Genomic DNA, 25,469 nt, shown 5'->3' with positions numbered 1-25,469 from the left:
CCTCGCTGCGGGAAGGACGCATTCCGCCAACTGGCGCGTGACATGCGTCACTTCACGCTCTGGCGTGGCATTACCCGGAATGCTGGATTCAGATACGAGCGTCAGTCACGGGCTCCAGCCCAGCTCGATGGAATGCATGATTCAGCCATGCGGCAGGTTACCAACAGCCGTTCCGACGCGCCGATATACCGGGTGGTCAATTCCCGGCGTCCTGCCTAAGGTCGCCGGGCACACAGCTCTCGAATCTCGCCGGGCACCGTCATGCCCCGGCGATGGAAACACGTGGCGCCATCGGGGCGCGCCGATAGCAAAGGGCCGCGTTTTTGGACACCATGTATTGGAGCCGGCGTCGGGTTCTCGGCGCGGTTGCCGCCACCACCGTTGCCGTCACCGCATCCAGCCTCGTGCTCAACCCGACGGCTGCTCTGGCCGCCACCACCCCGCCGGACGGGGACGACGGCGATCCGTTCCGCCTCCCCGACAGCGAGCGGGCCAAAGTCGTCAAGGCGTGGCTGCTGGGCGGCAAGGCCGTGCGCGCCGCCGCAGCAGCGGCGCTGACCGGTTCCGACGCCGATGTGCAGACGTTCCTCGCCACCAAACTGGCCGCGGAGACGGTCGAGGACAACCGCGTCGCCATCATCACCTCGCTCGCGGGCGGCGGTAAGGGCACCCGTCGCGAGGCGACGGCCGCGATCAACGGCGGCGACTCGGCCATCGCCGCCTACCTCGGAGGCGGCTTCAAGGCCGCCATCACCGAGGACCTGCGCGTGGCCACCGCCACCGTGATGTCCGTCGGCGGCAGGGGCGTCAACCGCAAGGGCAGCGCGGCCCTGGACGCCAACAGCCAGCCCGCGCTGGAGTCGTTCCTCCTCGACGGCCAGTACGCGGCCCGACTGGAGGACATGCGCGTCGATGTCTCGAAGCTGTCCTTCCAGGCAGGCCCGGAGGTGCAGAAGTACGCCTCCCGCGCGCTGTCCGGCACCGGGGCGGACATCGAGTGGTTCCTGGAAACCGGCCAGCACATCGCACGTGCCCGCGACCAGGAGGCCGTGAAGATCTCGGAGCTCGTCGCGGTCGTCCAGCGCGAGGGCAAGAACGCCGAGGCGAAGACCAAGCAGGCCGAGGAGGCCTCGGCCCGCGCCGTCGAGGCCGCGGCCAAGGCCAAGGAGGCGGCCGAGAAGGCCGCCGCCGAGGCCCAGGCCGCGCAGGACGACGTGATCAAGTCCGGTAGGGCCGCCCGCAAGGCGAGCGAGGCCGCGAAGGGCGCCGCCGATGCGGCCCGGGTGGCCACCAACGCTTCTCATGCCGCCATCCAGGCCTCGCGCCGCGCCGCGTACGCCGCCAACGCAGCGAGCCAGGCGGCCGCCAGCGCAGGATCGGCTGCGGCTCAGGCCTACGGCGCGGCCATCGCGGCCTCGAAGGACGCCTCCCAGGCGCAGGCCGCCAAGGACGCCGCCGTGGCCGCCCGGAACGCCGCCGCCCAGGCGCGCAGCGCGGCAGCCGCCGCCGACAGCGCAGCCAACGCCTCGGCGAGCTCCGCAGCCGCAGGTGCCTCCGCGGCATCCGCGGCCCGCAATGCCGCCGCTGCCGCGAACGCCTCGGCCGCAGCGGCCGGCGCAGCGGGCTCCGCCCAGGCGGAGGCCGCGGAAGCCAAGCGCCAGGCCCAGATCGCCAGCACCAACGCGACGATCGCCACCAACGCCGCCGGCACGGCCCAAAGCCTCGCCAACGCGTCGGCACAGGCCGCGCGCGTCGCGCGCGACGCGGCGAACAGCGCGGCCGGCCACGCGGACAGGGCCGCGGCCGCCGCCGAGTGGGCTGCCCAGTACGCCGGCCAAGCGGTGGAGTACGCGAACAAGTCCACCGAGTTCGCCAATGAAGCGACCAAGGCCGCGAACACCGCCACCGAGGCCGTCAACCAAGCGGTCGCCGTCGAGAAGGCGGCGCGCGAGGCCGAGTGGCAGCGTCTGGACCAGGACACGCAGCGGGCGATCGAGGAGACCCGGCTGCTCGCCCAGATCGAAGACCAGGAGCGGGCGGAGTACGCCAAGAAGCGCACCCAGGCCGAGCAGGCCCAGCAGGCCACCAAGGACCTCATGGCCCAGGCCGAGTCGGCGCTCAGGGGAGGCGACACCGGCCTCGCCGCCGGGCTGGGGCGCAAGGCGGCCGTCGCCGTGATGGGCACCTCCCACGGAACCTGGTCACGCGAGGCCGCGCGGTTCGCCCTGGCCGGTGCCGACAACGACGTCCACGTCTGGATCGACACCGACCGCCACATCGCCCAGCGGCAGGACGACCGGGAGACCAGTCTCTACCTCGCCCAGACCAGCCACCCGGACGTCGCGGACGCGGCCGCGAAGGCGCTCCGGAGCACGGACCCGCAGGCGGCCGGCACGTTCCTCGCCACCGGCGTCGTCCAGGCCGCCGCCATGGAGAACCGGGTCGCGGTGTCGCGCGCCCTCGCGAACAACCCCGGCAAGGCGGTCACCAAGGCGGCCAACGACGCACTGAACGCCGGAACCCCCGAGGCCCTGTACGAGTTCCTCAGCGTCACGTGGGAGGCGGCGCAGCGGCAGGACGACGCGGTGGCCACCGCCACGCTCCTGGCCTCGGACAAGACGGGCCCCTACACCAAGGCCCACGCCCAGGCGGCGCTGGAGGGCCCGGCCTGGATGCGCCGCAACTTCCTCGCGACCGTCCAGTACAAGACCGCACAGCTCGACTTCGACTCAGCCAGCCACATCGCGGCCGTGCAGGGCGCGATCGCGGCCGCCGCGAAGATCGCGCAGAAGGCGCAGGAAAACGCCGCACTGGCGCAGAAGGCGGCGGCCTACGCCCGCGACGCGGCGGGCGAGGCCATCGAGTGGGCGCAGCGGGCGGACAACTGGTCCAAGGAAGCGACGAGCTCCGCCAAGCAGGCCGGGGTGAACGCGGACGCCGCCGAGCAGGCGGCCAGGGACGCGCAGACCTCGGCCGACCGGGCGGCGCAGGCGGCCAGCACGGCGCGCTCGGCCGCCCGCTCGGCCAACTACTCCGCCAACCGGGCCGTCGATGCCGCCCGCAGCGCGGTGGCATCCGCCAACGCTGCCCAGGCCTCGGCCGCATCCGCGCACTCCTCCGCCGTCCAGGCCGGCCAGGACGCGCAGACGGCGGCGGCGGCCGCGAGCCAGGCGCACCAGATCGCCTCCGACAAGCGACGGGAGGAGATCGCCGCGGCGGCGAAGAAGGCCGCCGATGACGCACGCGCGGCCAAGGACGCGGGGACGAACCCGGCGGACCAGCCCGAGCACGACAGCGTCAAGGGCGGCCTTCCCTGGTGGAAGGAGGACGCGCGGTGGCTGGCCAACGCCACCAACTGGGCCAGCATCGTCACCGGATTCGTCTCGGCCGGCCTGGGCATCGCCGGTCTGGCGGCCGGGTTCATCTTCCCGCCCGCCGTTCCGTTCATCGAGGCCGCCGCCGCCGGGTTCGGCTACGCCTCCCTCGGCTTCGCGGGACTCAACACGCTGTTCACCGGTATCGGCTACGGCTGGACGAGCAGCGAGTTCAAGTCCTCGCTGGCCAGCACCGCCCTGGGTGTCCTCACCTTCGGCCAGTCCAAGTGGATCGGCGCCGTCGGTGGCGGCAAGGTCGCCACCAAGATCACACAATTCGGCCATGACCTGGTCTCGCCGGTGACCGGTCTCCTGGGGTCCCTCTTCGGCTGACCGCCGATGCGGACCGCGCTGTGCGCCGGCCTGTCCGCCGCGGTGTTCCTCGGCATGACGGGATCGGGAGCCTTCGGGGTCGTGCGGTGGAGCGTCCGGCAGATGTTGGTGATGTACTCGTTCACCTGGGCCGGACTCACGATCGGACTGATTCCGGCCGGGAGGCTGTTCAGCGTGTACGCGCGGGAATGGCGTGAGGGAGTAGACAGATCGGAATACGATATTCCGCGACGCTACCGGGTCTTCCTGTACGTGGTCGTCATCCTCATGGGCTTCGCGGCGTTCCTGCTCGCGACGTGACGACGAGCAGCACCGGTACGAGCGCCATGAATACGCCCCCGAGGCCGGAGGAATCCGGGCTCGGGGGCGTATTCGTGCGGCGCTGGCGCGGGGTTACGCGGGGATCCAGGCGTAGCAACCCGTCGACGTGAACTCCGTCGTGCCCGACGGGATCTGCGCCGTGATCTTGTCGCCGGCCTTCGGGGGCGTCTGCGGGCCCGAGGCCAGGACCGAACCGTCCTTGCCCTTGGCCTCCCAGGTGCACGTCGTGTTCTGGGTCAGCGCGCGGTACGTACCCGCCGCGGGCGACGGGCGGGTGCCGTCGCCGAAGCCCTTGGACGCCGCGTCCAGGATCGGCTTCTGCTCCGGGCACAGGTACGTGATCGCGTCCTTCGCCCCCGGGATCTCCCCGGCGACGATGGCCCCGGTCGCCGCGTCCTTGTCGCGCTTCGCGGTGCGCTCCACCCGCTGGCAGGACTCCTGGCCGGTCTGGAGGACCGCCGCCGGGTCCATCTTCTCGGGGACCCGTCCGCTGAGGTACTGCTTCTCGTTCGCCTTGAAGCTGCCCGTCTTCGGGGTGAGCTTCGCGTCCGGCAGGACCGGTCCGGTCGGCTTCGCGTCGGGTGACGCCGGCGCCGCCGGGGCGTCCGCCGGGTCCTGGACCGCCGACGCGGCCGGCGGCTTCGGCTTCGCGTCCGCGGCGTCGGCCTTGCCGCCGCCGCCCGAGCTGCAGGCGGTCAGGGTCAGAGCTGCGGCCAGCAGAACAGCAGCCGCGGCGGAGCGTCGGTACATCAAGGGCTCCTGTACGTGCCAGTTGATCGGTTGCGATAGGGGTGCGGGGCCCGGCCGTGTCCACGCCGGGCCCCGCACTCCGTCAGACGGTTACTTCGGGCCGAAGGTGAGGACGAGCTGCGGAGCGGCGTCCGCGGCCGTCGACTCCATGGACCAGATCCACAGCGGGTCGGTGCCCGTGCTCGTCAGAGCCACGCTGTAGCTGCTGCCCAGCACCGAGGAGAGCACGGCGGTGTCCAGCGGGGTGCTCGCGGTCGCCGAGCCGTCCGGCACGCTCGCGAACGCGCCGAGCGCGGTGGTGCCGAGGGCGGGCTTGGTGTTGAACGTCGTGCTCGCACCGCTCCAGGTGCCGGTGACCGGGACCACGGACACCTTGTCGGCCGTACCGGCGTTCGCCTGGGTCGACGTCTTGATCTGGAGCGCGGCGGACTTCAGGACCTGCCCGGCCGGAGCGGCCGGCAGGTTGAAGCGCAGGTACGTCTCGTACGCCGAGGTGCCGCGGACGGCCAGCGAGGTGGTCGCGCCGTTGGCGGCGCTCGGAGCGCCCTGGTTGACGTAGGTGTCCTCGGTCGCGGAGACCTTGGAGACCGAGTCGGAGGGCGCCTTGGCCAGGTCGTAGTGGTTCTTGGCCTGGGCCGCGGTGAGCGCCTTCGGGTAGACGGCCGTCTCGTCGATCTGGCCGGCGAAGAAGTTGCTCGTCGGCTTGGTCGGCCAGCTGCCGAGGTTGTCGCCGCCGACGTGCCAGAAGCCCTCGTACGAGATGGAGCTGGTGACGTTCAGCGTGCCCTTGCTCTGGCCGTCGACGATCAGCTCCATGCCGCTCGCGCCCATGGCGCCGACGACGTGGTGCCACTTGTTGTCGTTGTACGTGTCGAACAGGCCGGTGGTGATGGTGCGGGTCGACCCGCTGTAGACGCCGAAGACCAGACGACCGGTGTTGGTCATGTAGATCTGCTTGTCGTACGTGCCGCTGCTGCGGTCGGTGTTGTTGCCGAAGCCGATCAGCTTGCCGCCGCGCGTGGTGCTCGTCTTGAACCAGGTCTCGACCGAGAAGGCGTTGCCCACCGTCTGGCGGTGGTCGCTGTACACCTGCTGGCTGGTGCCGTTGAAGCCCATGGCCGTGCTGGCGCCGCTGATCGCGCCGGGCGTCTGGCGCAGCGCCGGGGCGTTGAGCTGGACGCCGCTGGTGTTGCCGCCCACCGAGGAGTCGGCGACGTACGGGCTGACGGTGTCGTCGTAGCGCCAGTACAAGGTGGCGCCGTCGGTGCGGACCTGGTCCGGGTAGGACTGGACCGAGGTCGGGACCGTGACCGAGGCGGTGGCCGACAGGGCGCTGGTGTTGCCCGCCCCGTCGGTGGCCGTCACGCGGTAGGTGTACGACTGGCCGGCCTTGACGGTGGTGTCGTTCCAGGAGGCCTGCGGGCGCTGCCACTCCAGGGACTCGGCGGAGACCGTCGCGATCGGGGTGGACGAGCCGTTGCGGTAGATGCGGTACGTCAGCTTGCTGTCGTCCGCGTCGTAGCTGGTGCGCCAGCGGACCTGGGCCTCGCCGGGCTTGACGCTGCCGGCGCTCGCGACCGGGGTCGTCGGGGCGCCGACGTCGCCGGTGGAGGCGAAGCGGGTGAGCGCCTGCTGGGGCTTGCCGTTGATGGCGGTGAACTCGCCGCCGGCCCACATGTACTTGACGTCGCCCTTCTCGGCGATGGTCAGGGCGCGCGGACCGATGCCCTCACCGAGGCCGTCGTTGGCGGTGGGGTGCCAGCCGAGCTTGCTCGGGCTGCGCACGAAGCCGTCCACGGGCGCGGGGGCGGCGCCTTCGTAGTTGGTCAGCTGCGCGTTGAAGAAGTTGCGCTTGCCGTCGGGGAACTGCCCCTCCAGGGAGCAGTCGTGGGCGTGCGAGGCGCTGTAGAGCACTCCGTCGTACGGCAGGACGGCCTGGGTAGCGCCGAGGCAGCGGTCGCGCCACTTCTCGCTGAAGTCGCTGAGGTTCAGGCCGATGCGGCCGTCGAAGACGCCGCCGCCGGAGCCCTCGTTGCCGGTGTAGAAGCCGGTCGAGTCGGTGGCGATGTCCTTGACCACGGAGTTCGACGGGATGTTGCTGTACGTCTTGGAGACCGCGCCGGTGGTGGCGTCCACGACGGCCAGGGCGTGGGTGTTCTTGCCGTTGACCGAGAAGAAGTCACCGCCCAGCAGGACGTTCTTGCCGTCCGGGGTGACCTCGACGGCGCGGCCGGGCTCGTCGGCGTTGGCGACGAAGGGCTTGAGCGCACCGGAGCCGGCGTCGACGGCGGCGAACCGCTCACGGGTCTGGCCCTCGACCGTGCCGAAGTCGCCGGCCACGTACAGGGTGTCGTCGCTGACGGCGAGTCCGCGCACGGTGGCGGGGATGCCCGGGTGGAAGGCGGCCTTGGGGGTGCAGCTCGCGATGTCGATCGCGGCGAGGCTGGAGACCGGGGTGCCGTTGACGGCGCCGAAGTAGCCGCCCGCGTACAGCGTCTTCTTGTCCTTGGAGACGGCCAGCGCGCGCACGGTCGCGGAACCGTCGCCGACGGTGAAGGCCAGCTTGCACGAGGTCGGGTTGCCCGTCGCGGCGTCGAGCGCCACGAAGTTCACCGCTTCCTGCTCGGCGCCGCTGGTGCCGTCGGGCGGGCGGACGGCCGAGAAGGTGCCGCCCGCGAAGACGGTGCCGTTGGCCTCGTCCATCGCGAAGACGACTCCGTTGGGCTGCCAGGTCGGCAGCTCGTCCGCGGTGAATGCCACGGGAGGCGTGATGGCGGACGCCTCGGGCATCAGCACCAGGCCTATGCCGGTGCCGGCGCCGGCCAGTGACAGGACGAGGGCAGCAGTCAGCCCTCTGGATCTACGCATGAGCCCCCCAGGGCAATCGCCCGGTTTTGATGGCTGGAACTATCCGAACAGCCATATGTACTGGCGCAGACTAGGGCTCCTGCGAGGACCCGGTCACCTCCCTTGACCCATTGCATACCAACTTGGAAGCAATGGTTCAGCCTGGAGGGTGCGCAACGGACATACGACAGGTTTACCCCGGCCGCATCCACCGATACCAGCGGAGATGACCGGGACACGGCAAATCGTAGGCGAAATATAGAGCGTTTAGCGGTCGATGCGGACCGTCACGCCCGCCAACTGGTCCTCGACCTGCCGGATGTCGGCGTCGACCATGATCTGCGCCAGCTCGGCAACGAGCACCGTCGGCTTCCAGCCAAGCAGTTCATGGGCCTTGGAGGCGTCGCCGATGAGGGCGTCGACCTCGCTCGGACGCTCGTACTTGGGGTCGTAGCGCACGTGCTCGGCCCAGTCGAGGCCCGCGTGGGCGAACGAGGACTCGACGAACTCGCGGACCGTGGCCGCCACTCCCGTGGCGACGACGTAGTCGGTCGGTTCGTCCTGCTGGAGCATCCGCCACATCGCGTCCACGTACTCGGGGGCGTAGCCCCAGTCGCGGACCGCGTCGAGGTTGCCGAGGTAGAGGTGCTCCTGGAGACCGGCCTTGATCCGGGCGACCGCGCGGGTGATCTTGCGGGTCACGAACGTCTCGCCGCGGCGCGGGGACTCGTGGTTGAACAGGATCCCGTTGACGGCGAACATGTCGTACGCCTCGCGGTAGTTCACCGTGGTCCAGTACGCGAAGACCTTGGCGGCACCGTACGGGCTGCGCGGGTGGAACGGGGTCTTCTCGTTCTGCGGGGGCGGGGTGGCCCCGAACATCTCCGAGGACGAGGCCTGGTAGATCCGGGTGTCCACACCGCTGGCCCGGATCGCCTCAAGCAGCCGCAGGGCGCCGAGGCCGGTCACGTCGCCGGTGTAGAGGGGGGCGTCGAAGGACACCCGCACGTGCGACTGGGCCCCGAGGTTGTAGACCTCGTCGGGCCGGATCTCCCGGAGCAGGTTCACGAGCGCGACGCCGTCGGACAGGTCGGCGTGGTGCAGGACGAAGGACCGGTTGGCGGTCTGCGGGTCCTGGTAGATGTGGTCGATCCGCTCGGTGTTGAAGCTGGAGGACCGCCGCACCAGGCCGTGCACCGTGTAGCCCTTGGAGAGCAGCAGCTCGGAGAGGTACGAGCCGTCCTGCCCGGTGACGCCGGTTATCAGTGCGGTCTTGCCCATGTGGTCCCCTTGATGGTCGTTGCTGTGGGTCGTGGTGAGGCTGGGCCTCGGGGTGGCTGTGGCCCGGTCCCCGGCAGGGGGCGGCGCACCTCGCTGTCGGGCCGCGGCCCGGAGGGCTGGATGCGTACCGTACACGCCCGGCCCCAACGCCCTTGCGGCGGATTCCTCTTCGGCACGCGCCGGCCCCGGCCGGCCGGTCCGGGTCGCGGGAAGCCCCGGTTCAGGTGCGCGGGGGCACTCCGTGGCGCCGGTGCCCGGCATGCGGGCTGGACCGAGAACCGCCGGTGGCGAGTGGCATCATCGGCGGTATGACAAGTTCGCTGCCGCTCCTGCCCCCGAACGCCCGCGTCTTCGTCGCGGGTCACCGCGGCCTCGTGGGGTCCGCGGTCGCCCGCCGGCTCACCGCCGACGGCCACGAGGTGCTGACCCGGAGCCGGGCCGACCTCGACCTGCGCGACGCCGCCGCGACCGGGGCTTACCTCAAGGACGTCCGTCCCGACGCGGTCGTGCTGGCCGCGGCCAAGGTCGGCGGGATCATGGCCAACAGCACTTATCCGGTGCAGTTCCTGGAGGACAACCTCAAGATTCAGCTCAGCGTCATCGGCGGCGCGCACGCCGCCGGGGTGGGCCGTCTGCTGTTCCTGGGCTCCTCCTGCATCTACCCGAAGCTCGCCCCGCAGCCCATCAGCGAGGACGCCCTGCTGACGGGCCCTCTGGAGCCGACCAACGAGGCGTACGCCCTCGCGAAGATCGCCGGCATCGTCCAAGTCCAGTCGTACCGCAAGCAGTACGGCGCCTCGTACGTCTCGGCGATGCCCACGAACCTCTACGGCCCGGGCGACAACTTCGACTTGGAGACCTCGCACGTACTGCCCGCCCTGATCCGGCGGTTCCACGAGGCGACCGCCGAGGGCCGCGAAGAGGTCACCTTGTGGGGCAGCGGCACCCCGCGCCGGGAGTTCCTGCACGTGGACGACCTGGCGGCCGCCTGCGCTGTACTGCTCGGCAGCTACGACGGCGACGAGCCGGTCAACATCGGCTGCGGCGAGGACCTCACCATCAAGGCCCTCGCCGAGACCGTCGCCGAGGTGACCGGCTTCCGGGGCCGGCTCGCCTGGGACACGTCCAAGCCGGACGGCACGCCGCGCAAGCTCCTGGACGTCACCCGCCTGACCTCGCTGGGCTGGAAGCCGGAGATCGGGCTGCGGGACGGTATCGCCGCCACCTACCGGTGGTGGCGCGAGCAGGGCTGAACGCACGTGCCGCGGCTCCTCAGTACGCTCCGCGACCGTCGACGACGGCGCGGAGCGTACGGCCCATGACGTCGACGTCGCTGGTGAAGGACCAGTTGTCGACGTACTGCAGATCGAGCTGGATCGTCTCGTCCCAGGACAGGTCGGACCGTCCGCTGATCTGCCACAGCCCGGTCATGCCCGGCCGCACGGTGAGCCGGCGCAGTTCGACCTCGTCGTACCGGGCCACCTCCTCCGGCAGCGGCGGGCGCGGCCCGACCAGCGACATGTGGCCGCTCAACACATTGAACAGTTGGGGCAGTTCGTCCATGGAGGTGCGGCGCAGCAGCCGGCCCACCCGGGTCACCCGGGGATCGCGGCGGATCTTGAACATCAGGCCGTCGTTCTCGTTGGCCCCGGACAGCTCGTTCTTGAGCCGGTCCGCGTCCACGACCATGGTCCGGAACTTCCACATGACGAACGGGACCCCGTCGCGCCCGATGCGCTGCTGGCGGTAGAACGCCGGGCCGCGCGAGCCGAGGCGGATCGCCAGGACGATGCCGAGAAAGACCGGCGAGAGCAGCAGCAGCCCGACGGCGGCCCCGGTGCGGTCGAGGACGGACTTGAGCAGGGTCTGCACGCCCCGACTCACCGGCGGCGCGACCCGCAGTACGGCGAGCCCGCCCGCGGAGAGGGTCTCCAGCCGCTTGACGGAGACCTCCACGAGGCCGGGGAAGACGGCGAGTTCCAGCCCCGCGTCGTGCAGTGCCCAGGCGACCCTGCGCAGCCGCTCCCCGGCGATCCGCGCGCCGGGGGCGACCAGTACGAGGTCGGCGTGGTGGCTGCGGACGGCGCCGAGCACGGCGGCGGAGTCGGCGTTGGGGGCCTCGGGCGCGTCCTCGTCGAGCCGGGCCGCGACGGGCACCCCGCCTTCGAGCGGGCCGGCGCCGACCGGCACCACGCCGACGACGACGTACGGGTGGTCGGTGCGGGCGGCCAGGTGCTCGATGACCGCCTCGGCAGCGCCGGGTTCGCCGACCACCAGGACCCGGCTGACGGCGTGGGCCTCGCGGCGGGCCGCCGAGAGGTGGCGGTACGTCAGTTTGCGGCAGGCCACGGTGACGAGGAGGGCGGGCAGCAGGGCGCCCAGCGCGGACAGCCGGGGGGTGCTCTCGCCTGTCACCACGCGGGCCACGGCCAGGACACCGATCAGAATCAGCCAGTCGTGCACGACGGGCAGTACGCCGCGGGATTCTCCGAGCGCGCGGGCCGTGTAACGCCGGCGCACCGCCTGTACCCCGGTCCACGCCAGGGCCGCGCCGAGGGCGCAGTACACGGGCCGGACCTGCTGTGCCGCCTGGAAGACGAGCGCCACGGGGACCGCGGCGCCGAGGAAGTCGGCGACGATGGCGGCGGGCAGGTACCAGCGGGCCTTGTCGCCGATCCGCCTCGCCGGCGCCGCCGCGAGCTCGGCGGCTGCTGCGGCCAGTCTTTGCGCAGGAAAATGGACATGCCTCATGGGCCCCCCTGGCACGTGGTCTCTGACAGTGGCGCGTGCCCATGGCTTCCCCTGGCGACGGACATCTGGCGCACCGGGAAACAGTACGACAAACACCCGTACGACAAACGCCGATTGAGCGAACGAGATCTCTTGTTGCGCAAGTGTTAGCAACCGGTACCAATCGTTCCAGATATCGATTACCCCCTTCGCACGCGAAGGTGAATGGTCCGGATACCGGATACGTCTCTTCGGTCAACGAACCGTTTCCAGCCAACCTTTTGACGCGCCCCTGACATTGATGGCGCCAGCTGTCACTCTTCGATCCGTTCTTCGCACCAGCCTGCTCTGCCCGGAGGCCCACCCAGCCGTCCGGAACCCCCCTTGCAGAAGGAGTCTGCGTTGAGTCACACCCCCCACAGGCGTGCCACCGCGGCCGGCGCGCTCGTTGCCGCCGCCGCACTGCTCGCCGTCGGCATCCAGGCCGGCACCGCCTCCGCCGACGCCACCGCGTCGCAGGCACGCAACGCCGCTCAGCCCAACCCGGGTGCGGCCGCCGTCAATCTCAGTGCTTCCGAGCGTGCGACGCTCATAGCCGACGCCAACTCGACCACCGTCCAGGCGGCCAAGGCCCTCGGCCTCGGCGAGCAGGAGAAGCTGGTCGTCCGTGACGTCGTCAAGGACGCCGACGGCACCACGCACACCACGTACGAGCGCACCTACGGCGGACTCCCCGTGCTCGGCGGCGACCTGACGGTCCATGCCAAGGGCGGCGTCACCAAGAGCATCACCAAGGCGACCAACCACGAGATCAAGGTCGCGGACACCACGGCGACCGTGACCCCGGCGGGTGCCGAGGGCCAGGCCGTCTCCGCGGCCAACGCCGCCGGCTCCAAGGACGCCAAGGCCTCCAAGAACGCCCGCAAGGTGATCTGGGCCGCCGAAGGCGCCCCGGTCCTCGCCTACGAGACCGTCGTGGGCGGCCTCCAGGACGACGGCACCCCGAGCGAACTGCACGTGGTCACCGACGCCAAGACCGGCGCGAAGATCACCCAGTGGCAGGCCATCGAGACCGGCACCGGCAACACCATGTACAGCGGCCAGGTCACGATGGGCACCTCGCAGTCGGGCAGCAACTACACGCTGACCGACGCCGGGCGCGGCGGCCACAAGACGTACGACCTCAACGGCGGCAGCTCCGGCACCGGCAGCCTCTTCACGAACACGACCGACGTGTGGGGCAACGGCGCCGCGTCCAACCGGGCGACCGCCGGCGCTGACGCGCACTACGGCGCACAACTGACCTGGGACTACTACAAGAACGTGCACGGCCGCAACGGTCTGCGCAACGACGGTGTAGCCCCGTACAGCCGGGTCCACTACGGCAACGCGTACGTGAACGCGTTCTGGGACGACTCCTGCTTCTGCATGACGTACGGCGATGGCACGAGCAACACGCACCCGCTGACGTCCATCGACGTGGCCGCCCACGAGATGACCCACGGCCTCACCTCGGTCACCGGCAACATGACCTACAGCGGTGAGCCGGGCGGCCTGAACGAGGCGACCTCGGACATCATGGCGGCGAACGTCGAGTTCTACGCCAACAACCCGCAGGACGTCGGCGACTACCTGGTCGGCGAGAAGATCGACATCAACGGCGACGGCACCCCGCTGCGCTACATGGACAAGCCGAGCAAGGACGGCGGCTCCAAGGACGCGTGGTACTCGGGCATCGGCGGCATCGACGTCCACTACTCGTCCGGCCCGGCCAACCACGTCTACTACCTGATGTCCGAGGGCTCCGGCGCCAAGGTCATCAACGGCGTCAGCTACAACTCGCCGACCTCGGACAACCTCCCGGTCACCGCGATCGGCCGCGACGCCGCCGCGAAGATCTGGTTCCGCGCGCTGACGGTGGGCTACTTCAAGTCGAACACCAACTACGCGGCCGCCCGTACGGCGACCCTCCAGGCCGCCGCCGACCTGTACGGCCAGGGCTCGACCACGTACAACAACGTGGCCAACGCCTGGGCGGGCATCAACGTCGGCGCCCGCATCGTCTCCGGCGTCTCGGTCACCCCGATCGCCAACCAGACCACCCAGATCAACACCGCTGTGAGCCTGCAGGTCCAGGCGACCAGCACCAACCCGGGTGCACTGAGCTACGCGGCGACCGGCCTCCCGGCCGGCCTGTCGATCAACTCCTCGACCGGTCTGATCTCGGGCACGGCCACCACCGCGGGCACGTCCAACGTGACCGTGACGGTGACCGACTCGGCGAGCAAGACGGGCACGGCGGCCTTCACCTGGACCGTCGGCACGTCCCAGCAGAACGTGTTCGAGAACACGAACGACTACCAGATCGCGGACAACGCGACCGTCGAGTCCCCGATCGCCGTGACCCGCACGGGCAACGCCCCGAGCACCCTCAAGGTGGACGTGAACATCGTCCACACCTACGTCGGTGACCTGGTCGTCGACCTGGTCGCCCCCGACGGCAGCGTCTACAACCTGCGCAACCGGTCCGGTGGCAGCGCCGACAACATCGTCCAGAGCTTCACGGTGAACGCATCCTCCGAGGTCGCCCAGGGCACCTGGAAGCTGCGGGTCCGGGACGCGGCCAGCCTGGACACCGGTTACATCAACAGCTGGAAGCTCACCTTCTGACCCCTCCGGGGCAGATGAAGCGCAACGGCTGACCCGAAAGACACGGGGCCGTCCGGGAGAGTCCCTCCCGGACGGCCCTGTCCCATGTGCCCCCGCGGTCAGCCGATGTGCCTCAAGACGGAGTCGATCAGGTCGGGCCCACCCAGGTAGTGGTCACCGCCGTGCTCCTCGCGCTGCTCCTGCTCCTGGCCCTGGTCCTGGCGCTGCTCCTGGCCCTGCTCCTGGCCCTCGTCCTGGCGCTGCTCCTGGCCCTGACCCTGCTCCGGGCGCTGGCCCTGCTCCTGGCCCTCGTCCTGGCCCTGCTCCTGGCCCTCGTCCTGGCCCTCGTCCTGACCCTGCTCCTGGCCCTCGTCCTGGCGCTGCTCCTGGCCCTGACCCTGCTCCGGGCGCTGGCCCTCGTCCTGGCGCTGCTCCGGGCCCTCGTCCTGACCCTGGTCCTGACCCTCGTCCTGGCGCTGCTCCTGGCCCTGACCCTGCTCCGGGCGCTGGCCCTGACCCTGGCCCTGACCCTGGTCCTGGCCCTCGTCCTGACCCTGCTCCTGACCCTGGCCCTCGTCCTGGCGCTGCTCCTGACCCTGACCCTGCTCCGGGCGCTGGCCCTCGTCCCGGCCCTGGTCCTGGCGCTGCTCCTGGCCCTGGTCCTGACCCTGGCCCTGGTCCTGGCCCTGGTCCTGACCCTGGTCCTGACCCTGGCCCTGGCCCTCGTCCTGGCGTTGCTCCTGGCCCTGGCCCTGCTCCGGCTCGTCCTTCGGGGCGCGGTGGGCGCGGAAGTCGTCGCCGTTGCGGTAGTCGTCCCAGTCGTCACGGCGGTCGTCGCGGAAGTCGTCGCGGAAGTCGTCGCGGCGGCCGCGGTCCGGCGCGAAGCTCGCCGAGAGGACCTCGACGTCGTTCACCCGGTCCCCCGGCTCCAGCACCCGCTCCGGCCGGCCCGAGCAGCCGTGGCCCGAGTAGAGCGTGGCCTGCCCGACGGTGTCGTTGCGCACCGAGGTTGCGGGGCGGTTGCGCGAGGTGTACGTCAGCTCGTAGCAGGTGTCGTAGTTCGCCGGGTGGATCTGTGCGCGCTCGTCGTGGTCGATGATGTACTCCAGCCGACCGAGCGAGTGGCCGTCGTCGCCTGCGAACGAGGGGCCGGCGGTGGGCAGGACGAGGGCGAGGGCGCCGAGGAGCGCTGCGGCGCTAGGGCGAAGACGCATGGGAAAGCAGTCCGTTCTGTGGGCACTGGATGCCGGTCCGGTGGCATCCAGCGGGCAGCGTAGGAGCGACACCACTTGCCTGAACGTTTCTGCATGCGCAGCACGTTCGAAGGTTCACCCTCCCGGATCGGCATCCTGCGCCCGTACGGGCCCGCCCGCACCCGCTACACGGATGCGCGTTCGGACAGCGGGGTGGGCGCGGCGGCGGCCGGAGCCTGGGCGGGTGCCGGGGCCTTCGTACGGACCAGGACCAGCACCACCAGCGCGCCGGCCAGCCCCATCAGCCCGGAGACCAGGAACGTCCCCCGCAGCCCGCTCGCGAAGGCCTCGTCCACCCAGACCCGCGCGGCCGGACCCGCCGCCAGCAGCTCCCCGGCCCGCCCGGAGGCCAGCGCCTCGGCCGTGCCGTGCCCCTGGCCGGAGCCGCTGAGCCCGTCCGTCAGCCCGGCCTGGAAGACCGCGCCGAGCACGGCGACGCCGAGCGCCATGCCCAGCTGCCGTGCGGTGTTCAGCGCCCCGCCGGCCATGCCCGCCCGGGCAGGGGCCACGGCGCCCATCGCGGCGGCGGCCAGCGCCGGGGTCGCGGCGCCCACGCCGAGGCCGGTCACCACCAGGCCCGGGACCAGGGCGGACCAGCCGTCGCCGGCGTCCGTCATCCAGGCCTGCAGCAGTGCGCCCGATCCGATCAGCAGCAGCCCGCCGCTGATGGTCAGCCGCGCCGGGGCACCGTGCAGCAGCCGGCCCGCCACGGCGGAGACGGCGAACGAGGAGATGCTCAGCGGCACCAGCACCAGGCCGGCGGAGACCGGGCCCATCCCCTCCGCGGTCTGGAGCCAGAGGGAGACGTACATCAGGTACGAGAACGCGGCCCCGGACAGCAACAGCGCCGCGGCCATGACGCCGACGAAGGTGCGGCTGCGGAACAGCGACAGGTCCAGCATCGGGCGGGAGCTGCGCAGTTCGACGAGGACGAACGCGGCGAAGGCGGCCGCGCCGAGACCGAGCAGGCCGAGGGTGGCCGAGCCGGTCCAACCGTTCTCGCCGACGCGGATCAGCGCGTACGTGACGGCCGCCGCGCCCGTGGTGAAGGCGGCCATGCCGGGCAGGTCGAGGCCCTTGGCGCGCGGGTCGCGGGACTCGGCGACCGACCGGAGGGTCACGAACACGGCCAGGGCGCAGACGGGCAGGTTGATGAAGAAGATCCAGCGCCAGCCGAAGTGCTCGGTGAGCAGGCCGCCGATGATCGGCCCGGCCGCGGCGGCGGCGCCGTTGACCGCGCCCCAGACGCCGAAGGCGACCCCGCGGTCGCGCCCCTGGTAGGTGCTGCTGAGCAGGGCCATGGTGGTGGCGAACATCGCGGCGCCACCGATGCCCTGGACGGCGCGGAAGGCGATCAGCGCGGCCGGGCCGGTGGCCAGTCCGCAGGCGAGCGAGGCGGCGGCGAAGAGGCCGAGCCCGCCGAGGTAGACGCTGCGGCGGCCGATCCGGTCGGCGAGGGAGCCCGCGCCGAGCAGCAGGGCGGCCAGGGCCAGGGCGTACCCGTCCATGACCCACTGGAGTCCGGAGAAGCCGGTGTGCATGTCGGCGGCCATGTCCGGCAGGGCGACCATCACGATCGTGACGTCGACCAGGAGCATGAACGCCCCGAGGCACACCGCGGTCAGCGGGAGCCATTTACGCATGGGAGATCTCCTCGGGACCCGGAGGCCCGGCAGGGGGTTGGCTGTGGTTCCAAACTCTCAGCCGCGCGGCCGATCCCCCACCCACACACCCTTGGCTGCCGGATTCCTCCACCCACAGCCCTGTCATGATGGAAACCATGATCACGTCCACCAAGCCGAACGTCACCTCCGCCCCCGGCTCCGTCCAGCTCGACGACCTCGACCGGGGGCTGATGCAGGCCCTGATGGTCGACGGCCGGGCCCCCTTCAGCCGGATCGCCGAGGTGCTGGAGGTCTCCGACCAGACGGTGGTGCGGCGCTACCGCCGGCTGCGGACCTCGGGCCTGCTCCGGGTCGTCGGGCTGCCGCTGGGCAACCGCGTCGGGCTGTTCGAGTCCTGGCTGCGGGTGCAGTGCGCGCCCGACGCCGCGCTCGCGGTGGCCGCGGCGCTGGCCCGGCGGCCGGACATCTCCTGGGTGAAGCTCGGCTCCGGCGGCACCGAGATCAACTGCCTCACCAAGGCCCGGACCCGGCAGGACCGCGACGGGCTGCTGCTGGACAAGCTGCCGCGCACTCGCCGGGTGACCGGGGTCAGCGCGCACACCATCCTGCGGGTGTACATCGGCGGGCCGTCGCAGTGGTGCGGCCTGGACACCCTGCGCCCCGAGCAGGTCGCGGCGCTGGCCCCGGCGCAGGAGCGGCCCCCCGTGGTGCACGGGCAGGAACGGTACGCCCTGGACGAGGCGGAGCTGGAGCTGCTGGCGGTGCTCGGCCAGGACGGCCGGGCCGGGTATCCGGAGCTGGCCCGCGCCTCGGGTCTGTCGGAGTCCACCGCGCGCCGCCGGGTGGACCGGCTGCGGGAGCTGCGGGCGCTGTACTTCGACGTGGAGCTCGTCCCGTCGACCCTGGGCTTCGAGGCGGAGGCGACGCTGATGCTGACCGCGGCGCCGGCCCGGCTGGCGGAGGCGGGCGCGGCGCTCGCCTCGCATCCGGAGGTGCCGTTCGCGGCGGCGGTGACCGGCACGGCCAACCTGATGGCCGCGGTGGTGTGCCGGGACACCGACGCGCTGTACACATACATGACCGAGCGGGTCGGCGCGGTGCCCGGCATCCAACACGTGGAGGTGATCCCGACCCTGCGCAACATCAAGCGGGCCGGGATGCTGGTGGAGGGCGGGCGGCTGGTCGACCCGCCGCCCGCCCCCTGAAACCGGCGCGGCCCTATCGCAGGAGTACGCCGCCTCCCGCGCCCGGGTCACCTGCCGTGTCGGTGTCCACCGGGGCAGCGACCAGCCCCAGCTCGGCCGGTGTCGCCAGTAGCGGGTGTGCGGGCAGGATCCGCACGGTGTACCCGTAGGGCCCGGTGCGGTCGAGGGCGAGCGGGCCCTCGTACATCCAGCGCCCCTCCAGGTCGGGCCCGGCGGCGGGCTTGAGCGGGAAGGTGCGCCCGTCGCGGATCACGTCCTGCGGGTCCACCCGGCCGGCTACGGCCTGGACCTCCACGTCCTCGGGGGTGAGCGCGTCCAGCGCCACCCGTACCCGGAGCGTGAGGGTGGCCCCCAGTTCGGCGGTGCCGTTCACGGGAGCCGCAGCGAGCGCCTCCACGTGCTCGACGGCGACCCGCGGCCAGGCCGCCCGGACCCGGCCCTTCCACCAGGCCAGGTCCCGTGCCGCGTCCGCGTTCAGGGCCCGGTGGGCGCGCGCGGCCGGCGTGTACAGCCGCTCCACGTACTCCCGCACCATGCGGCCAGCGAGCACCTTGGGGCCGAGCGAGACGAGGGTGCGCCGGACCATCTCGATCCACCGCACCGGCAGTCCGCTGCGGCCCGTGCGGTCGTAGAACCGCGGCGCGACCCGGTCCTCGATCAACTCGTAGAGGGCGCCGGCCTCCAGGTCGTCGCGCCGGTCCTCGTCCGTACCCAGCCCGTCGGCCGTCGGGATGGCCCAGCCGAAGTCCGGCTCGAACCATTCGTCCCACCAGCCGTCGAGCACGGACAGGTTGAGGCAGCCGTTGAGCGCCGCCTTCATCCCACTGGTCCCGCAGGCCTCCAGCGGCCGCAGCGGGTTGTTCAGCCAGACGTCACAGCCGGGATAGAGCTTTTGTGCCATGCCCATGCCGTAGTCGGGCAGGAAGACGATCCGGTGGCGCACCCGCGGGTCGTCGGAGAACCTCACCAACTCCTGCACGAGCCGTTTGCCCCCGTCGTCGGCCGGGTGCGCCTTGCCCGCGACGACGATCTGCACGGGCCGGTCCGGATCGAGCAGCAGCGCGCGCAGCCGCTCGGGATCGCGCAGCATCAGCGTGAGCCGCTTGTAGGAGGGCACGCGCCGGGCGAACCCGATGGTGAGCACGTCCGGGTCGAGTACGGAGTCCACCCAGCCGAGTTCGGCCTCGGCGGCCCCGCGCTGGAGCCACGAGGCCCGCAGCCGGTCGCGGACCTCCTGCACGAGCTGCTCGCGCAGCCCGCGCCGCAGGTCCCAGATGTCCTGGTCGGCGATGTCGGCGACCGCGTCCCAGCGCTGGGAGCCGCCCACCGACAGCGCGTCCTCGGTCCGCCCGGCCCCGATCTGTCGGGCGCCGAGGCGCATGACGTCGGGGGCCACCCAGGTCGGGGCGTGCACCCCGTTGGTCACGGAGGCGATGGGTACGTCGGCCGGGTCGAAGCCCGGCCACAGCCCGGCGAACATGCCGCGGCTGACCGCCCCGTGCAGGGTCGAGACCCCGTTGGCCCGCTGGGCCAGGCGCAGCCCCATCACGGCCATGTTGAACACCCCGGGGTCGCCGCCGGGATAGGACTCGGCGCCCAGTTCCAGGATCCGGTCGACGGGCAGGGCGGCCAGTTCCGCGCCTGGCCCGAAGTGCCGGGCGACGAGGGCCCGCTCGAAGCGGTCGATGCCGGCGGGCACCGGCGTGTGCGTGGTGAACACGGTCCCGGCGCGCACGGCCTCGATGGCGGCCTCGAAGCCGAGTCCCTCTTCCCCTTCCAGTTCCCTTATGCGTTCGAGTCCGAGGAAACCGGCGTGTCCCTCGTTCGTGTGGAACACCTCGGGGTCGGGATGCCCGGTGATCCGGCAGTACGTGCGCACCGCGCGCACGCCTCCGATGCCGAGCAGCATCTCCTGGAGGAGGCGGTGGTCGCTGCCGCCGCCGTAGAGCCGGTCGGTCACCTCCCGGGCCCCGGCGTCGTTGTCCTCGACGTCGGAGTCCAGGAGCAGCAGGGGCACCCGGCCGACGCGGGCCTGCCAGATGTGGGCGTGCAGGGCGCGGCCGCCGGGCAGGCACAGGGCCACCCGGGCCGGGGCCCCTTCCGCGTCCCGCAGCAGGGACACGGGGAGCTCGTTGGGGTCGAGGACGGGGTAGTGCTCCTGTTGCCAGCCGTCACGGGAGAGGGACTGGCGGAAGTACCCGTGTCGGTACAGCAGTCCCACGCCGATGAGGGGGACGCCGAGGTCGCTGGCGGCCTTGAGGTGGTCCCCGGCGAGGATCCCGAGCCCGCCGGAGTACTGCGGCAGGGCGGCGGTGATGCCGAACTCGGGGGAGAAGTAGGCGATCCCGGCGGGCAGCTCGGCGCCGTCCTCATGGCTCTGGTACCACCTCCCGCCGTGGACGTAGTCGTCGAGGTCGGCGGCGATGACGGCGAGCCGGCGCAGGAAGCGGCGGTCGGCGGCCAGTTCTTCGAGCCGGGGGGCGGAGACCGAGCCGAGCAGCCGGACGGGATCGCCGCCGGCGGCCTGCCAGCCCTCGGGGTCGACGGATTGGAAGAGTTCGCGGGTCTCGGTATGCCACGACCAGCGCAGATTGCGCGCGAGGTCAGCAAGTGGCAGCAATGGTTCCGGAAGTACGGGGCGCACGGTGAATCGACGGATAGCCTTCACGCGTTCCACCTTCGCAGGCAATTGCGCATCGAAGCGGCCGCACCACGCTGTGCGCCCGCGCATCTCCCCGGGAAGGCTAGCTTCACCTCGCTCCGCCCTGCCACGGTGCCGCACGGGAGGCACGCGACAGGAAGGTTCCTTCGAACGGTGCCGCGCGGACGGCGATGTGGATTCAGGACATTCCTGCGTCGTGCCCGTGCCACCGGACCTTGCCGGGCGCATGTGGATCCGCGCAGGAAGCTCCGCTGTGACCGCAGGGGAAGGCGCGCTCCAGTACGGGCATTTCGCTCACACTACCCCGAATCGGCGGTCACCCATGGTGCTGCCGGTACCCATGGGGCGGGGCGCGTCTCGGCGTACATCCGGTAGTCCCAACCGACTTGACTGAGCCTCGACGGATGTCGGCCAAGACCTTGGTACGGGCCTCGCGACTACGTACGAGTAGTTAACCGAGTGCACGGATTGAGCGGGGTGAGAGTGGGCAGGGCTCCCCGCGTACACGCACGGCACCCCGCCCCACCACCTCTCCCGCCACCCGAGTGAACGCGGACAGGAGCGGCCATGCCCGCAGCCCAGCCGTCTTCTGAGCGGCTAGAAACAGAGCGAACAGAGCGTGCACGACCAGCCGGTGTTCCGGCTGGGCTGTTGTCACCGAGCCCCGCGAACTGCCTCCAGGTGATCCCATCATGATCGGTCGCATTCCCGTGTTGGACGTCCGCCCCGCCGTCGACTGCGGGGCCAGACCCGCCAAGGCGGTCGTGGACGAGGTCTTCGAGATCTCCGCCACCGTGTTCCGCGAGGGCCACGACGCCGTCGCCGCCCATGTCGTGCTCCGCGACCCCAGCGGGCGGCTGCGGCCCCCCGTGCCGATGCGCGAGCTGGCACCCGGCACCGACCGTTGGGGGGCTCGGGTTTCCGCCGAGGCCGAGGGGAGGTGGACGTACACCGTCGAGGCGTGGAGCGACCCGGTCGGCACCTGGCAGGCCCACGCCGCCATCAAGATCCCCGCGGGCATCGACCCCGGGCTGACCCTGCTCGAAGGCGCCGAGCTCTACGAGCGGGCCGGCTCCCGGATCCCCAAGAAGGACGGGCGCGAGCACGTACTGGCCGCCGCCGAGGCGATGCGCGACGAGGACCGCGCGGTGTCGCTGCGCCACGCCGCCGCCCTCGCGACCCCCGTGCAGGCCGCGCTCGCCCGGCGCCCGTACCGGGAGCTGGTCACCGCCTCCAAAGCCCTGCCGCTGGTCGTGGAGCGCAAGCGGGCCCTCTTCGGCTCCTGGTACGAGATGTTCCCCCGCTCCGAGGGAGCCGTCGTCGAGCCGGGCGAACAGCCCGTGAGCGGTACCTTCCGCACCGCCGCCGAGCGGCTGCCGGCCATCGCAGCGATGGGTTTCGACGTGGTGTACCTGCCACCGATCCACCCCATTGGGAGTACGTACCGCAAGGGACCGAACAACACTCTTTCGGCTGGAAGTTGGGACCCCGGTGTGCCGTGGGCCATCGGCTCCACGGAGGGCGGTCACGACGCGGTCCACCCCGACCTCGGCACGATCGAGGACTTCGACGCCTTCGTCGCCCGCGCCCGCGAGCTGCGCATGGAGATCGCACTGGACTTCGCACTCCAGTGCTCCCCCGACCACCCGTGGGTGGAGAAGCACCCCGAGTGGTTCCGCCACCGGGCCGACGGGACGATCGCGTACGCCGAGAACCCGCCGAAGAAGTACCAGGACATCTACCCGATCCACTTCGACACCGACATGGCCGGGCTCGTCGAGGAGACGGTCCGCGTCCTGCGGTACTGGATGGAGCACGGCGTCCGGATCTTCCGGGTGGACAATCCGCACACCAAGCCGGTCGTCTTCTGGCAGAAGGTGATCGCGGACATCAACAAGTCCGATCCCGACGTGATCTTCCTGGCGGAGGCCTTCACCCGGCCCGCGATGATGCGCACGCTCGCCGCCATCGGTTTCCAGCAGTCGTACACGTACTTCACCTGGCGCAACACCAAGGCCGAGCTGACCGAGTACCTGACCGAGCTGGCGGACACCCGTTCCGCCTCCGTCATGCGGCCGAACCTCTTCGTCAATACGCCCGACATCCTCCACGAGTACCTCCAGCAGGGCGGCCGTCCGGCCTTCGAGGTGCGCGCCGTCCTCGCCGCCACCCTCTCCCCCACCTGGGGCGTCTACGCCGGGTACGAGCTCTGCGAGAACACCCCGGTCCGGGAGGGCAGCGAGGAGTACCTGAACTCCGAGAAGTACGAGTTCCGGCCACGCGACTGGGCGGCCGCGGACCGCGAGGGCCGCACCATCGCCCCGCTGATCACCGCCCTGAACCGGCTGCGCCGGCGCAACCCGGCCCTCCAGCAGCTGCGCGACATCCATTTCCACACGACCGACAACGACCAGGTGATCGCCTATTCGAAGCACGCGGGCGCCAATTCCGTACTGGTGGTCGTCAACCTCGATCCGCACCACACCCAGGAGGCGACGGTCTCGTTGGACATGCCGGTACTCGGCCTCGACTGGCACGGGTCCCTCGCGGTGCGCGACGAGCTCACCGGCGAGACCTACCACTGGGGCAGGGCCAACTACGTGCGCCTAGAACCGGGCCGCACGCCCGCGCACGTACTGGCGGCTCTGCGACCGTCCCCGCCCACCGGAGGGTCACCCACCACATGATGATCAACGATCCCGTCCACGACACGTTCGAGGACACCCCCGCGAAGGACCGCGACCCCGACTGGTTCAAGCGGGCGGTCTTCTACGAGGTGCTCGTCCGGTCCTTCCACGACAGCAACGGCGACGGCGTAGGGGACCTGAAGGGGCTCACCGCCAAGCTCGACTACCTCCAGTGGTTGGGTGTCGACTGCCTCTGGCTGCCGCCGTTCTTCGCCTCGCCGCTGCGTGACGGCGGCTACGACGTCTCCGACTACACCTCCGTGCTGCCCGAGTTCGGCGACCTCGCCGACTTCGTGGAGTTCGTGGACGCCGCGCACCACCGCGGCATGCGGGTGATCATCGACTTCGTCATGAACCACACGAGCGACCAGCACGAGTGGTTCCAGCAGTCCCGCAAGGACCCGGACGGGCCCTACGGCGACTACTACATGTGGGCCGACAACGACAAGCAGTACCAGGACGCCCGCATCATCTTCATCGACACCGAGACGTCGAACTGGACGTACGACCCGGTCCGCAAGCAGTACTACTGGCACCGGTTCTTCTCGCACCAGCCCGACCTCAACTACGAGAACCCGGCCGTCGTCGAGGAGATCGTCTCCGCCCTCCGCTTCTGGCTGGACCTCGGCATCGACGGCTTCCGTCTCGACGCCGTGCCCTACCTGTACGCCGAGGAGGGCACCAACTGCGAGAACCTGCCGCGCACCCACCAACTCCTCAAGCGGGTCCGCGCCGAGATCGACGCGCACTACCCCGACACCGTGCTGCTCGCCGAGGCCAACCAGTGGCCCGAGGACGTCGTCGACTATTTCGGCGACTTCGCGAAGGGCGGGGACGAGTGCCACATGGCCTTCCACTTCCCCGTCATGCCGCGCATCTTCATGGCGGTACGAAGAGAGTCGCGCTACCCCGTCTCCGAAATCCTGGCCAAGACCCCGGCGATCCCGGACCGCTGCCAGTGGGGCATCTTCCTGCGCAACCACGACGAGCTCACCCTCGAAATGGTCACCGACGAAGAGCGCGACTACATGTACGCCGAGTACGCCAAGGATCCGCGGATGCGGGCCAACATCGGCATCCGACGCCGGCTCGCCCCGCTCCTCGACAACGACCGCAACCAGATGGAGCTGTTCACGGCCCTGCTGCTGTCGCTGCCCGGCTCGCCGGTGCTCTACTACGGCGACGAGATCGGCATGGGCGACAACATCTGGCTCGGCGACCGCGACGGTGTGCGCACGCCCATGCAGTGGACCCCGGACCGCAACGCCGGTTTCTCCTCGTGCGATCCGGGCAGGCTGAACCTGCCGGTCATCATGGACCCGGTACACGGGTACCAGGTCACCAATGTCGAGGCCGCGATGGCATCGCCCTCCTCACTGCTGCACTGGACCCGCAGGCTGATCGAGATCCGCAAGGCCAACCCCGCCTTCGGACTTGGTTCGTACACCGAACTGCCCTCGTCCAACCCGGCGGTGCTCGCCTTCCTCCGCGAGTACGGGGACGACCTGGTGCTGTGCGTGCACAACTTCTCCCGCTTCGCGCAGCCCACCGAGCTGGACCTGAGGTCGTTCAACGGGCGGGTCCCGGTGGAGCTCACGGGTGACGTGCGCTTCCCGCCGATCGGCGAATGGCCGTACCTGCTCACCATCGCGGGACACGGCTTCTACTGGTTCCGCCTGCGCAACGAGTAGCCGCCGGGCACGGGGTGGGCGCGCGAATGGGTCAATCGCCCGCCCCTGTACGGATCATCCT

At 71.0% G+C, this 25,469-nt stretch carries 14 protein-coding genes; 7 read left to right on the top strand and 7 right to left on the bottom strand.

All coding sequences use genetic code 11. From position 1 onward, the window contains the following. Positions 1-332: 332 nt before the first annotated feature. Entirely contained in the window at positions 333-3,707 is a 3,375-nt protein-coding gene (locus tag OG974_RS28670; RefSeq protein WP_371646935.1) for a hypothetical protein, read from the top strand. 6 nt (positions 3,708-3,713) lie between these two features. Beyond that, positions 3,714-4,007 carry a hypothetical protein gene (locus OG974_RS28665; RefSeq protein ID WP_371644880.1) on the top strand — a complete coding sequence of 98 codons (294 nt, stop codon included), beginning with the start codon at positions 3,714-3,716 and terminating at the stop codon, positions 4,005-4,007. Positions 4,008-4,100: 93 nt separating this feature from the next. On the opposite strand, the gene OG974_RS28660 is transcribed toward OG974_RS28665, so the two are convergent. The 3 genes from OG974_RS28660 to gmd all read right to left on the bottom strand — a co-directional run bounded on the left by OG974_RS28660 (position 4,101) and on the right by gmd (position 8,906). Further along, positions 4,101-4,778 carry a hypothetical protein gene (locus tag OG974_RS28660; protein ID WP_329314583.1) on the bottom strand — a complete coding sequence of 226 codons (678 nt, stop codon included), beginning with the start codon at positions 4,776-4,778 and terminating at the stop codon, positions 4,101-4,103. Positions 4,779-4,868: 90 nt separating this feature from the next. Further along, positions 4,869-7,646, bottom strand: coding sequence for a LamG-like jellyroll fold domain-containing protein (locus tag OG974_RS28655; protein WP_327285552.1), 2,778 nt, complete (start codon positions 7,644-7,646; stop codon positions 4,869-4,871). A 246-nt stretch (positions 7,647-7,892) separates the two neighbouring features. Continuing rightward, positions 7,893-8,906, bottom strand: a complete 1,014-nt coding sequence (gmd, locus tag OG974_RS28650) for a GDP-mannose 4,6-dehydratase (protein WP_327285551.1) — start codon at positions 8,904-8,906, stop codon at positions 7,893-7,895. Between the two features lie 308 nt (positions 8,907-9,214). Between gmd and OG974_RS28645 the strand changes: the two genes are divergently transcribed. After that, a complete protein-coding gene (locus tag OG974_RS28645) occupies positions 9,215-10,159 on the top strand; it encodes a GDP-L-fucose synthase (protein WP_327285550.1) in 945 nt (314 codons plus the stop codon). A 19-nt stretch (positions 10,160-10,178) separates the two neighbouring features. Here the strand turns inward: OG974_RS28645 and OG974_RS28640 are convergent, their stop codons facing one another. Further along, complete coding sequence (locus OG974_RS28640; protein ID WP_328763747.1) at positions 10,179-11,657, bottom strand: sugar transferase; 1,479 nt, start codon at positions 11,655-11,657, stop codon at positions 10,179-10,181. A gap of 381 nt (positions 11,658-12,038) precedes the next feature. Between OG974_RS28640 and OG974_RS28635 the strand changes: the two genes are divergently transcribed. Beyond that, positions 12,039-14,306 carry a M4 family metallopeptidase gene (locus tag OG974_RS28635; protein ID WP_327285548.1) on the top strand — a complete coding sequence of 756 codons (2,268 nt, stop codon included), beginning with the start codon at positions 12,039-12,041 and terminating at the stop codon, positions 14,304-14,306. A gap of 98 nt (positions 14,307-14,404) precedes the next feature. Here OG974_RS28635 and OG974_RS28630 read toward each other — a convergent pair whose 3' ends face one another. Then, positions 14,405-15,499, bottom strand: a complete 1,095-nt coding sequence (locus OG974_RS28630; protein ID WP_371644877.1) for a hypothetical protein — start codon at positions 15,497-15,499, stop codon at positions 14,405-14,407. A gap of 164 nt (positions 15,500-15,663) precedes the next feature. Further along, positions 15,664-17,181: an MFS transporter gene (locus OG974_RS28625; protein WP_327285546.1), complete on the bottom strand. Its 1,518-nt coding sequence runs from the start codon at positions 17,179-17,181 to the stop codon at positions 15,664-15,666. Between the two features lie 137 nt (positions 17,182-17,318). On the opposite strand from OG974_RS28625, the gene OG974_RS28620 reads away from it, so the two are divergent. Next, positions 17,319-18,368, top strand: coding sequence for an AsnC family transcriptional regulator (locus tag OG974_RS28620; RefSeq protein WP_327285545.1), 1,050 nt, complete (start codon positions 17,319-17,321; stop codon positions 18,366-18,368). A gap of 13 nt (positions 18,369-18,381) precedes the next feature. Here the strand turns inward: OG974_RS28620 and glgP are convergent, their stop codons facing one another. Beyond that, entirely contained in the window at positions 18,382-21,036 is a 2,655-nt protein-coding gene (gene glgP, locus OG974_RS28615) for an alpha-glucan family phosphorylase (RefSeq protein ID WP_327285544.1), read from the bottom strand. A 686-nt stretch (positions 21,037-21,722) separates the two neighbouring features. On the opposite strand from glgP, the gene OG974_RS28610 reads away from it, so the two are divergent. Both OG974_RS28610 and treS read left to right on the top strand, forming a co-directional pair. Then, positions 21,723-23,717, top strand: a complete 1,995-nt coding sequence (locus OG974_RS28610) for an alpha-1,4-glucan--maltose-1-phosphate maltosyltransferase (protein WP_327285543.1) — start codon at positions 21,723-21,725, stop codon at positions 23,715-23,717. Further along, positions 23,714-25,408: a maltose alpha-D-glucosyltransferase gene (gene treS, locus OG974_RS28605; protein ID WP_327285542.1), complete on the top strand. Its 1,695-nt coding sequence runs from the start codon at positions 23,714-23,716 to the stop codon at positions 25,406-25,408. The genes OG974_RS28610 and treS overlap by 4 nt, the downstream gene beginning before the upstream one ends. Positions 25,409-25,469 lie beyond the last annotated feature (61 nt).

It is taken from the genome of Streptomyces sp. NBC_00597 (assembly GCF_041431095.1).
In the GTDB taxonomy this organism is placed as follows: domain Bacteria; phylum Actinomycetota; class Actinomycetes; order Streptomycetales; family Streptomycetaceae; genus Streptomyces.
The sequence above is the reverse complement of the archived record's forward strand: the minus strand, read 5'-3'. Positions and strand labels throughout refer to the sequence as shown.